This window comes from Komagataeibacter sp. SM21, assembly GCF_041402665.1.
Lineage (GTDB): Bacteria > Pseudomonadota > Alphaproteobacteria > Acetobacterales > Acetobacteraceae > Komagataeibacter > Komagataeibacter saccharivorans.
This window is the reverse complement of sequence record NZ_JBGLOV010000010.1, coordinates 1-11,957: the sequence shown is the minus strand read 5'-3', so window position 1 is coordinate 11,957 and position 11,957 is coordinate 1. Positions and strand designations below refer to the sequence as shown.

Here is an 11,957-nt window from a genome sequence, read left to right as displayed (position 1 = left end):
CCTGCCTGTTCTGGCCAGGATTTTTTCTATTTCATGCAGGTGGAAACAAACATGGATTCATGTCTTACAAAAAAAACGGATCACAAGATCCTGCTGCCGGACGGCTGGCCCGCGCCACGGGGGTATTCCCATGCCATTGCCGCGTCCGGACGGCTGCTGGTACTGGGTGGCCAGATCGGAATAACCCCGCAGGGCGACATGCGCGACGGGTTCGTGGCGCAGTGCGAACAGGCGCTACAGAACATCTGCTGCCTGCTGGAAACGGCAGGAGCCATGCCGGAACATCTGGTACGGATGACCTGGTTCGTTACGGACATAGCCGTCTACAATGCCAGCCTGCGCCCGTTGGGGGCTGTGTACCGGCAGACGATGGGACGGCATTACCCGGTCATGAGTCTGGTGCAGGTTGGTCGCCTGGTTGAGCCCGGGGCCGTTGTGGAAATCGAGGCGACTGCCGTCATTCCGTAACAGGAGACAGATCATGGCAATCGGCACGTCCATGCTGTTCGTTACGAACTCGTAATTATAATGAATGTTTCAGGTTCTTCGGGCATGAATGGGATCAGGAAAGACAGAGGGTAAGATGTGGAAACCATCGGACCGAATTCAGTGGCAGTCCCATGCACCGGCAGCTTCCGCCGCCGCGGCGGATTCCCCGTTGTTCCGACCTGTTACGGTCAACAGGTTCGCCCTGAAAACCAGAAGCTGGTACCCCGCCGTCGTAAGCTGGCGGGCAAGTGAGGACGGCCATGTCACCCCATCCACCCTTGCATGGTACAGACGCATCGCCATGGGCCGGCCCGGCGCGATCGTGGTGGAAGCCGCAGGGATCAGGGATATTCCCAGCGGCCCGCTTCTTCGCCTGTCTCATGACAGATACGTGGCCGGTATGGCGGAACTGGTTGCGACCATTCGGCAGGCCAGCGGGGGCGAGACAAAGGTTTTCGTCCAGCTTATCGATTTCCTGAACATACGCCGCAGGCCGGAGCCTGATCGTTTCCTGACGCGTTTTCTGGTCATAACCGACCGCCACCGGGCATTACTTGGCGAGACGGACGACACGATCATCCGCGACCGCCTGAAAAACATGAGCCGGGCCGAGCTTGAGACCATTCTTGACCTACGTGAACGCGAAGCCCTGGATTACGGGGCGCGGGAGCGGATAACGGATGTGCATCTACCGTGGATAAAAGACCTGCCCGATGTTCTGCCCGACCTATTTGCCAACGCGGCCCTGCGGGCACGCGATGCCGGTTTTGACGGGGTGGAACTGCATTATGCCCATGCCTATACCATGGCCTCGTTCCTGTCCGCGCTGAATACGCGTGGGGACGGATGGGGCCAGACGCGCGAAGGGCGCGTAAGGCTGGCGGAAGCCGTGCTGGACAGTGTGCGCACCAGGGTCGGTCCGGACTATCCGGTCGGCTGCCGTCTGCTGGCCGAAGAATGCATTGCGGGTGGCAGCACGGTAGAAGATGCTGCCTGGTTTTCAGGGCGGCTGGCGGCGCGCGGGCTTGATTTTCTCTCACTCTCCCGTGGGGGGAAGTTTGAAGATGCGCTCCAGCCACGGGTAGGTGAGGCGGCCTATCCCTATACCGGCCCAAGCGGATATGAATGCATTCCACACGCGATCTCAGATTCCTTCGGCCCGTTTGGCCGTAATGCAAAAGCATCGCGCTTCATCCGCGCGCAGCTCCGTAGCGCCGGTTTTGACACGCCCGTCATCTGTGCCGGCGGCGTTCATACCGTGGAGATGGCGGAAACGATGCTGGCAGACGGCACATCCGATGTGGTTGCAAGCGCGCGGCAGTTCATGGCGGACCCGGACTGGTTGCTCAAGGCGCGGGCCGGACGTGCCGACAGCATGCGCGTCTGTAAATACACCAATTACTGTGAAGGACTGGACCAGAAGCACAAGGCCGTGACCTGCCGGTTATGGGACCGCACCGCCCTGAACAGCCCGGACACGCGGCTTTGCGCCGATGGGAAGCGGCGGCTTGAGGCACCCGTATGACCCGATAAGCAGCACTGCTGCCTGTCATCCCGTCTTGTTTCTGACGGGTTTTCTTTCCGGATATAACTGCCCTCATACCTGGAGTATTCAGTGTGGAACGTGGACTGTTGCGGCACTTCAAGGTCATTTTGCCAATACTGGCGTCATCTATTGGCAATGCGCTGCAATTTTATGATTTCTTTCTGTACGGGCTGGCGTCCGCGCTGGTCTTTGGTCCATCCTTTTTCCCCCTGAGCAACCCCATACTCAGCACCAGCGGTGCCTTTGTGGGCTATGCAGTGGGCTTTGTGTCACGGCCACTGGGTGGAATCGTGTTCGGTTCGGTCGGAGACCGGTATGGCCGCAAGACCACGCTGACATGGACGCTGTCACTGATGGGTGGGGCGACATTCCTGATCGGTCTGCTACCAACCTACCAGCAGGCGGGCATCATCGCCCCCATCGCCCTGATTACGCTACGTCTGATCCAGGGATTTGCAGCCGGAGGGGAATGGAGTGGCGGGATCCTTATGGCGACTGAAAACGCCCCCCCGAAGCAGCAGGGATTTTATGGCGCGTGGAGCCAGGCAGGGGTCGGAGTGGGGTTCATACTTTCGTCGGGGCTGTTTTTCCTTTTCCGCGCCATCAGCGGTGACCAGTTCCTGACCTGGGGATGGCGCCTGCCATTTCTGGTCAGTATCGTGGTTGTCGTGCTTGGTGTCGTGATCCGGCTGAAGGTGGGCGACACGGCCGAATTTGCCCGGGTTGCCGAAAAAAACGGCGTCCAGACCCCCATGACGGAAGTGATCCGCAGTTACAAGACGTCGGTCCTGGCTGCGTCCACCCTGATCCTGTCCGAGATGATCTATGTTCTCATGACCACAACCGTCTCGCTCTCTTATGGCGCGTGGCTGCATGTGAATGAAAGTATCCTGATTGCGTCGGTTTTTGTTTCCATGACTGCTGATACGGTCATGATGGTCGTATTCGGGCGGCTGGCCGACCTGCTGGGCGCACCGGTTGTTTACGGGCTTGGCATCCTGTGTTCCGCCATTTCCATATACCCGTTTTTCATGTCGGTCGGTACTGGCAACCCCTATGTCATCATGGCGGCCTTTGTCATTACAAACGGCATTTTCCATGCCGGCATGATTGGTACCCAGCCCGGCCTGCTGACGGCGCTGTTTCCGGTTCAGGTACGCTCCTCCGGTCTGGCGCTGGGGCAGTCCATCGCGTCGGTTATCGTGGGGTTCATTCCCCTGATCTCTACGGCCATCCTGTACAGGACCGGGTCCTTCAACGGCGTGATTGTCATATTTTATGCCGTGTCCATCATCTCGTTCTGCGGGCTGGTCCTGACATGCCGAAAAATGTCCACCTTTTCCGTAGGAACGGTGAAACAGACTTCCTGCTGACGAAGCTGCACGCCTTTTGTGACCCCGGTGAATATTTCCTTTTCCCCTCTTCTGTCCAGATAGGTAAAACATGAGTAATAACATGCACGATTACGGCACGCGCCTTATTCATCACAACGGGTCATATGACAACGCAAGGACCCTGCATGTTGTGGATTCCCATACCTGTGGCCAGACAACACGGGTCATTATGGACAGCGGCGAAAACCTTGTCGGCCTTTCCCCCACCGCGGCCCGGGATCACTTCAGAACTCAGGCCGACTGGGTTCGGCGGATGGCGGTACTGGAACCGCGTGGGCACCGGTCAATGTTTGCCGCCGCGCTGATTGCGCCCAGCGCTGCCGGTGAACCTTTCGGGATCGTATTCATGGATGCAAACGGCTATCCGGATATGTGCGGACACGCCACGATCGGTGTTGTGACAACACTGTGCGAACTGGCGCTGATCCCGTCGATTGACCTGGGCACGGACGGGCATTTTCAACTTCCGCTCCTGACGCCCGTAGGCACTCTGGCGATAGAAGTGGAAATAAAGGACGGCCGATGCCAGGCGGTTTCCTTCCAGATTCCCCAAGCATATTATATTGGCTCTGTTGATGTCGATACTGGCCATGGCAAAAAAACAACCGTGGAAATAGCCTATGGCGGCCAGTATTATGGATTTGTTGAATCAGACAGTGTCGGTCTGTCGGTTCAGCCTGACCTGATAGATGAATTGATTGAAAAAGCTAAATTCATCCGTCAGGAACTAGGCCGGACATCCACCTTATCCGATCCCCTGACAGGCGTCGTGCCATCGGTGGGCAATATCGTCTGGATCGATGAACCGCGGACGGAAGGGGCCGATGGGCTGAATGTTCCGGTTTCCGGTGCCCACTCCTTTGACCGTTCGCCCTGCGGAACAGCCACATGTGCCAGGATGGCGGTCAGGGTGGCAAAGGGCCTGTTAAAAGTAGGCGATGATTTCGTTAACGAAAGCATCATGGGAACACATTATCGGGGCAGGATTGTAAAGGAAGAACGGAAAGACGGCAGCACCTATCTTGTGCCGCGCGTAACCGGTTCCGCCTGGATCACCGCGCTGTCCCAACTGGTGGTCTCGAAATATGATCCGCTGGGCAATGGTTTTCTTATCGGCGGCGGCAAGGCTGTAGTGTAACGCGTCACGATGGCACCTCCAGCCCCATGGCTTCGTCCGGGCATGGGGATCTGGATATTATTTCAGAACAACGCGTTTATATAAATAACAGACAATCCTGCGTGCCACCTTTTTTTCATGAAGGTGGCATTTTCTATAGTTTCCTAAAAGAAATCTTCACCGGAAACATACGTTTCGTTTTTGTAATGTTTTCAGGCTGGATTTTAGACCTGACACGCTGTCCAATCGGATGGACCAGAACAAAACCAAATTGATATTACATATCGGTGCAGTAATATTTTGCCAAAATCCAGATGGACTTGATCCCGCCAGCTATTCTGGCATTTTTGCAACATGACCTGACGCAAATTTTCGATACCGTAACTTTTACCGTTGGCGAATCGATCTAATATACTGAAATAAAATACTTTTATTATTATCGTACAGAAATGACCAACCGCATTTTTAGTGAGAAACGTTTTTAGTTCGTATTGACTTAGACATAAGCTTCTCATACGATGTGTCCATATTCACGTGAAGAAAGACTTACTTTCTCTACCCCACGTCACTCCCGGTCGGTACGGCGCGGACCACGCCTGTTACACGCAACCGGGCGATCCCTTTTTCGAAGTCACGGCATCTGCGTGCTTCTCATAACAGTAATCAGGATGGAGAATTGGATGCGTAACAGGAAGCTGCCGTTTCTTCTGTTCCTTTTGACAGGAATATCCACCGTCCCCATGCCGGGGTACGCTGCGGCAACGGCTGAAACACAGACCAAAGACAAGAAAACCACCCGTAATTCGGGTGAGGCGGAACAGCTTATCGTAACGGGCACCCGTACCACCAACCGCAAGCTTTACCAGAGCATGAGCCCGGTTGATGTGACCACCAAGCAGCAGATCCTGCGTACGGGCCAGACGAACCTGCGTGATGCGCTGATCGTGACATCGCCATCGGTCACGACGCCTGCATTCGGCACCGGGGCAGGCGGTCTGACCGATGCCATATCGCTACGCGGCCTGAACCCGGACGAGACGCTGATCCTGATCAACGGGAAAAGACGCCACCCGACGGCCAATATCTATGCGTCTCCCGGTTCACAGCAGGGATCGACCCCAACCGATCTTGATATGATTCCGATGTCCATGATCGATCATATCGAAATCCTGCGTGATGGCGCGGCCGCCCAGTACGGGTCCGACGCTGTTGCCGGTGTGGTCAACATCATCCTGAAATCACAGGATCATGGCATTTCCGCCCAAAGCCTCGTTGGCAATTACGGAAACAATCAGGGCTTTACCGCGGGCGGCATGTTCAATGAAGGCTTCAGGATCGGCCATGGCGGTTCCCTGCAGCTCAGCTTCGATTACCGTCACCAGGACCCAACCCATCATGACGGCACGGATACACGCTATAACGCCAAGGTTGACCGGCTGTTCGGTATCCCGGCCAGTGACCGCGAGGCATTGGGCGTCAACTTCAACCTGCCGCTTACGGAACACGTAACCTTTTACGGCAATGCAACCTATGCCCACAGGGATGCCAAGGCCTGGGCATTTTACCGCACCATGCCAAGCGGCTACTCTGGAATCTATCCCAACGGTTACAGCCCGATCCAGACATCGGACGAAAACGACATGGGTGTGACTGCGGGATTCAAGGGGGACAACTTCTTTGGTTTCTCGTGGGATGTCAGCAGTACGTATGGATCTGACTGGTTCCATAGTGGTCTGGATCAGTCGATCAACCTGGATCTGTTGCAGGCCACGGGCACGTCCCCCAACAGTTTCTCGATCGGCAATTACCGTAATGCGCAGTGGGTCAATAACGTCGATTTGCGCCGTTCGATCGCGGCGCCGTTCTTCGCGGCTCCGGTGGCGGTGGCGCTCGGGTTTGAAAACCGTAACGAGCAGTACGAGATGGGCGCTGGTGATGCCGCGTCACTTTACGGCAATGGTTCACAGGCCTTGCCTGGCCTGCCCGACGTCGCATCCGGCGTGCATGGGCGCCATATCTACGCAGGCTATGCGGATGTAAACTTCAAGCCGCTCAATGGTTGGGAAGTCGATCTGGCAGGCCGTCTGGAACATTATTCCGACGTGGGCAACGCGATCAGCGGCAAGGTGTCCACCCGTTATGAGATCAATAAGTGGGTTGCGATCCGTGGCACGATCAGCAACGGCTTCCGCGCCCCGACACTGGCGGAAGAAAACTTCACCAACCTGAATGTCAGCCCCGAAGCCGCCAGTGGCGTGCTGGCCGTCAATTCGGCGGCAGCACGGTCACTGGGTGCCAAGGCGCTCAAGCCAGAACGCTCTACCAACCTTAGCGGCGGTATTGTCATCAATCCGCTGAAAAAACTGCATATTGCTGCTGATGTCTATCAGATCAATATCCGTGATCGTATTGTGGAAGGGGGGTACGCCTCTGGCGCGGAAGCGCTGAACGCCATCGATCTGTCCGGTATTCCAGTGCCGACCAGCCTCGATCCCTCGGCCGTTTCGGTCAACTACTTCACCAACGGGGCAAGCACGCGTACGCAGGGGCTGGACATCACCGCGACCTATCTGACCGATTTCAAGAAATATGGGCGTGTTGACTGGTCACTTGGCCTAAACCTGAACAGAACACGTGTATCGCACATGTCCTATAACAGTAACGGTACCCCCGTACTGAATGCCCAGCAGGTTGCGTTCCTGACAACGACAACGCCGCGCAGCAAGATCATCATGTCCGGGCACTGGTCACTGGGTCGATTTGACGCAACGCTGCGTGAAACACGCTGGGGTTCCGTGACCGACGAAATGCAATATACAACGGGTCCGAATGCATGGTCGGTCAATACGTTCTTCCCGTTTGAAGCAAAACCGCGGTGGGTGACAGATCTGGAATTCGGTTACGCGGCAACGCGCAACCTGCATCTGGCCATTGGTGGAAACAACATCTTCAATACCCATCCGACCGAAGTGCCGGCGCAGGGACGTGCCTATGGCGTGACCAAGTATGATTATTATGCGTCGCAACTGGCCTTCAACGGTGGATTCTATTACTTCCGCGCAGATATGAAGTTCTAAAAACCTCATATCCATCAGCAATACAGTCCGCGTCCTGCGAAAGTTCCCGCCGCCATGGGGCACAACCCGCGCAGGACCGGACTTCTGTCCCCCTGCAGTAGCAGACCCTTCGGGACGGTATCATGCGCCTGGTCGGGAAAACGGTCAGGCGCAGGTATGTATAATATTAGAAAGGGACAGGTACATGGTCATGCCAACCCGGATTCTTGCAGCCCTCACCTCGCGCTGGCCAGACAGGCCAGTCCATGGACTGGCCCGGATCCTGAAAAAACGCAGCACAATACTTCTATATGGCAGTGCCTGCTGTCTGGCCCTGTCGGTCTGCAATCCGTTCCACCCCGCGCAGGCCGCCGACCAGGAGGATGCGGACGTCAGGGCAACCCGTATCGCATCCAGCCTGCTGAAGCAGATGACCCTTCAGGAAAAGCTGAACCTTATCCGGGGAACGGAAGAACCCGCTGCGCACAATGATGGGGAGGCAGGCTACCTGCCGGGCGTAAAACGGCTGAATGTGCCACCGCTACGCATGGCGGACGGACCGCCGGGACTGCTGCTGAGCAAACCATCGGTCGCTGAAGTCGCGACCATGGGGGTTGCGGCCACATTCGACCCGAAGCTTGCATTTGATAATGGCGTCCTGATTGCGGATGAAGCCAATCGACTGAATATTGACGTTGTCCTGCAGCCTTTCATCAATATAGATCGGGATATCACCTATTCCCGGGCCTATAATACTTTTGGCGAGGACCCGACCCTGACATCCATGATCGGTGCTGCTGAAATACGCGGCATCCAGTCACGCAACGTCATGGCCGATGCCAAGCATTTCATCGGCTACGATACTGACGGCCAACATGTCTTTATTGATGAACAGCCACTGCACGAAATCTATCTGGCCCCGTTCGAAGCCGCCATCAACGCCCATGTTGCATCGATCATGTGTGCGTATAATATGATCAATGGACCTTACGCCTGCGCAAACAGGGCGCTTATGGACCATGTGCTGCGTGATGAGCTGGGCTTCAAAGGGTTTGTCGTATCGGACTGGGGCGCGGTGCATGATAATCTGGGCCTGACGGCGGGTCTGGACATGGAAATGCCGGGGCACCTCAATCCGACCAATCCCTTTGCGGGCATCATTCCCGCTTATTATGACAATACGCCGCCGCCCCACCATGTTCCGCCACCCGACTTTGATGCCATGCATCGTATCTTTGAAGGGACCATTCCCGAAGAACCGCAGCCCGAGCCGGTAAAGTGGGATGTCCTGTTTCCCGTCAATCACCAGTTCAGAAACCTGTATGACGCCCTGCACGACGGGGCGGTGACGCAGGCTGAAATCGACCGCGCGGCGGGGCGTGTCCTGTTTGAAATGGCCCTGTTCGGTCGGTTGCCGGGCACGACGGGTCAGGGGACAGGCACGCGCCTTACGCCCGGGCAGGTTGACGACATCAATGAACGCACCAGTGCTGCATCTGCCGTCCTGCTCAGGAATGTCCATCATGCGCTACCGCTCACCCCTGATGACCTGACGGACCTGGCGGTTATCGGGCCGGGAGGCTCACAGGTTATTGCGGTTGGCAAACCCAATGAACGTTCACTGGGTGAACCTGATCATCAGGTCAGCCCCGTTACCGCGCTGCGCCAGATCGGGGGTGGGAAGGCCCATATCCAGACCGCCGTTGCGGATGACATGGATGGCCACGTCATCGCCGCGGACCATGTTATCAGCCCCGTGCCACAGGACATGGGGCGCAAGGCAGGGCAGGCGCCCCTTTCTGTCCTGACCGCAGCTACGGGCACCACCGTGCCCGCAGGCAGCACGATGGACTGGAGCGGTGATCTCCAGATTGATGAAGAAGGGGAATACTGGCTGTGCCTGCATGTGCTGGGTGCGCGGGCCGACATTATCGTGGATGGCACGCGCATCGGCGGCACCCATGCCCTGAAGGGCGGTCTGCACGGGGATATTGTCGAACCCAATCAGGATAACCTGCTGCCGGGCACGGACGGACTGGACAACGTACGTGTGCCGGTCAAACTGGCTACCGGCAGCCATAAGGTTGTGATCCATGCCGTACCCGATGATTCCGACACCCCCGAAAGACTGAGGCTGGCATGGGCAACGCCAGCAACACGCCGGGCGGACCGGGATCATGCGGTTGATGTCGCCCGGCATGCACGCAAGGTCATCCTTTTCCTGTGGAGCCGGGGCCAGCCACCCTTCCAGCTTCCGGGTGAGCAGAATGAACTGGCGGAGGCCGTTCTGGCCGCCAATCCCCATACGGTCATCATGCTCAATACAAGCCAGCCCGTGGCGCTGCCCTGGCTTGATAAGGCACCGGCCGTGATGGAAATGTGGTGGTCAGGCGACCGGGGTGGCGTTGCCGCCGCCAGGGTTCTGACGGGACAGGTCAATCCTGCTGGCCGTCTGCCCGTTACATGGGGCAGGCAACTGAGCGATTATCCCGCAACCGACCCGATGCACAAGGAGCGCTCCGGCGCGGGACAGGACGAAAAGACCGTGTTCTCGGAAGGGGTAAATATTGGCTATCGCGCCTTCCTTAAATCCGGTCGCAAGCCCCTGTTCCCGTTCGGGCATGGCCTGTCCTATAGCCGTTTTGCCTATTCGCGGCTACATATCGATGCCAGTAATGCAGGTGGCCTGGACGTCCGGTTCAGGATCAGGAACAGCGGCGGGGCCGGGGGTGATGAAGTTCCTCAGGTCTATATTGACGCCCCCGGGACGCCTGTGCCCGGCGCCGATCTTGCCGTAAGAAGCCTTGTCGCTTTCGACAGGGTGCATCTTGATGCCGGGGAAAGCCGGGACATTACGCTGCATGTAGCCCCCCGTGCCCTGCAGTACTGGTCCACACATGACCATGCATGGCGCAAGGTGCCAGGGACACGCCCGGTCCTGGTCGGTGCTTCGTCAGGCGACATCCGGCTGAAGGGCAGGATCTGACCTGACCGCAACCCCGCGTTCCATCGGAACGTGGGGGCCGATAATGGCCACGGCACAGAATATGGACAAAACCGGCAGGAGTGGGCTGACGCAGGGACCGACGGAACAGGCAGCCTAGTTTGCCATTCAAGAGCACGGCAAACCAGCCGCCTGCGGATCCGTTCAATGGAGACGGGCAGGACCCGGTCCTGAAACGGCGCGTCATTGCGCAGGACGCCAGACTTGCGCCCCAGTACTCCAATATAATGCCATGGATCATAAACCGTCCGCTCCCGCCCGAACGGGCGGACATGGACACCAATCGGCCGGCCATCCTGCCGGATCTCGATGCGAGCGGCATACGCCCTGAATTCCACCGGGCGACCAACCGTACTGCTGGAGACGGAATACCGATTGTTGTCAAAGCGGACCAGGCAGGTTTTCGTGACAGGGGCCGTGCGAGCATGGAACCTGTCAAAGGAACCAGTGCCGCGCGCCCGGCCAGGAACATATCCGAGACCGTTGTCTCCGGGACATCCGGATGCATCTGAATTCCTCTTAGTCACAGAACTTCGGACGGGGAGAACACGCGTCCACGCGCATGTTTCACCTGACTTTCAACCTGGCCTTTCTTCCATCCTGCAGCCGGGGTGCGCAGGCCCGCGGCTCAAGCAGATAATTGGGCGCACATCTGTAAAAAAACGCCGGTTATAATCCCGCGCACGGCCAACAGATACCGTTTCCACCACAGTCTTCATATTATCCGTAAATGCCCCGCTGACATGCCACCCTGAAAAATGCAAAGCCCCGGTCATGGGCGTCAAACACCATTTCCTGTGTCTCGCGAGAATAGGCACGAATGAACCCCATCCGACTATGACACGGGCGCATATGCGCGACCTTGACCGCCACACCGCCCAGAACGCCAATCTCATGGCGTCAGTCAAACTGGTAAGCCTCACCAGGCGCAAAACCCAGCGGAACATAGGCGATCCGCCGCCCCATCCCATAACGATCTTCCCACCGACGGCCATATACGCCTTACGGCATCATAGCTTCCTTCATATCCTTCCTCGTGTAGCAGTTCGAACACACGGATGAGACTCAGCCGTTCGCGGGCCGCGCGCGCCACGTTCTCCTCAAGACGAGCGCACAATCTTCCCTCCCATGGACCAATCCGGGGAAGGGGCGGTCGTTCCCGGTGATAGTCGAACGATGTCTGACCCGATCGGATCACCTTGCTTACCGTCTGCCGGGATATTCCAGGCTTGTCTTATGCATTCCGTGTCGCTGCGTGCGACAAAGGACTGATTTTCCCGGGGTAGCCACCCCGGGAAAATCAGGAAGGGGACGGGTCGGTAACAGGCAGACCATAATGGGTCGACTTGAG

General features: G+C 57.3%; 6 protein-coding genes and 1 pseudogene. 6 read left to right on the top strand and 1 reads right to left on the bottom strand.

Annotated elements, in window-relative coordinates; translation table 11 throughout:
- The first annotated feature begins 51 nt into the window (after positions 1 to 51).
- The 6 genes from ACBR42_RS10835 to ACBR42_RS10810 all read left to right on the top strand — a co-directional run bounded on the left by ACBR42_RS10835 (position 52) and on the right by ACBR42_RS10810 (position 10,588).
- Positions 52 to 468: a RidA family protein gene (locus tag ACBR42_RS10835; protein ID WP_110547477.1), complete on the top strand. Its 417-nt coding sequence runs from the start codon at positions 52 to 54 to the stop codon at positions 466 to 468.
- A 190-nt stretch (positions 469 to 658) separates the two neighbouring features.
- Positions 659 to 2,014: a hypothetical protein gene (locus ACBR42_RS10830; protein WP_371208012.1), complete on the top strand. Its 1,356-nt coding sequence runs from the start codon at positions 659 to 661 to the stop codon at positions 2,012 to 2,014.
- 92 nt (positions 2,015 to 2,106) lie between these two features.
- Positions 2,107 to 3,408 carry an MFS transporter gene (locus tag ACBR42_RS10825; RefSeq protein WP_371208011.1) on the top strand — a complete coding sequence of 434 codons (1,302 nt, stop codon included), beginning with the start codon at positions 2,107 to 2,109 and terminating at the stop codon, positions 3,406 to 3,408.
- Positions 3,409 to 3,478: 70 nt separating this feature from the next.
- Positions 3,479 to 4,567 carry a proline racemase family protein gene (locus tag ACBR42_RS10820; protein WP_371208010.1) on the top strand — a complete coding sequence of 363 codons (1,089 nt, stop codon included), beginning with the start codon at positions 3,479 to 3,481 and terminating at the stop codon, positions 4,565 to 4,567.
- A gap of 719 nt (positions 4,568 to 5,286) precedes the next feature.
- Positions 5,287 to 7,623, top strand: a complete 2,337-nt coding sequence (locus tag ACBR42_RS10815) for a TonB-dependent siderophore receptor (protein ID WP_165927279.1) — start codon at positions 5,287 to 5,289, stop codon at positions 7,621 to 7,623.
- A 184-nt stretch (positions 7,624 to 7,807) separates the two neighbouring features.
- Positions 7,808 to 10,588, top strand: coding sequence for a beta-glucosidase (locus tag ACBR42_RS10810; protein ID WP_371208009.1), 2,781 nt, complete (start codon positions 7,808 to 7,810; stop codon positions 10,586 to 10,588).
- Between the two features lie 143 nt (positions 10,589 to 10,731).
- Here the strand turns inward: ACBR42_RS10810 and istA are convergent.
- Positions 10,732 to 11,828: pseudogene (istA, locus tag ACBR42_RS10805) on the bottom strand (IS21 family transposase); the annotation flags it as partial.
- Between the last annotated feature and the right edge of the window lie 129 nt (positions 11,829 to 11,957).

Excerpts from the sequence above, each read along its gene's own strand:
- ACBR42_RS10835 (WP_110547477.1), top strand. The coding sequence starts at position 52 with ATGGATTCATGTCTTACAAAAAAAACGGATCACAAGATCCTGCTGCCG.
- ACBR42_RS10820 (WP_371208010.1), top strand. The coding sequence starts at position 3,479 with ATGAGTAATAACATGCACGATTACGGCACGCGCCTTATTCATCACAAC.
- ACBR42_RS10815 (WP_165927279.1), top strand. The coding sequence starts at position 5,287 with ATGCCGGGGTACGCTGCGGCAACGGCTGAAACACAGACCAAAGACAAG.
- ACBR42_RS10810 (WP_371208009.1), top strand. The coding sequence starts at position 7,808 with ATGGTCATGCCAACCCGGATTCTTGCAGCCCTCACCTCGCGCTGGCCA.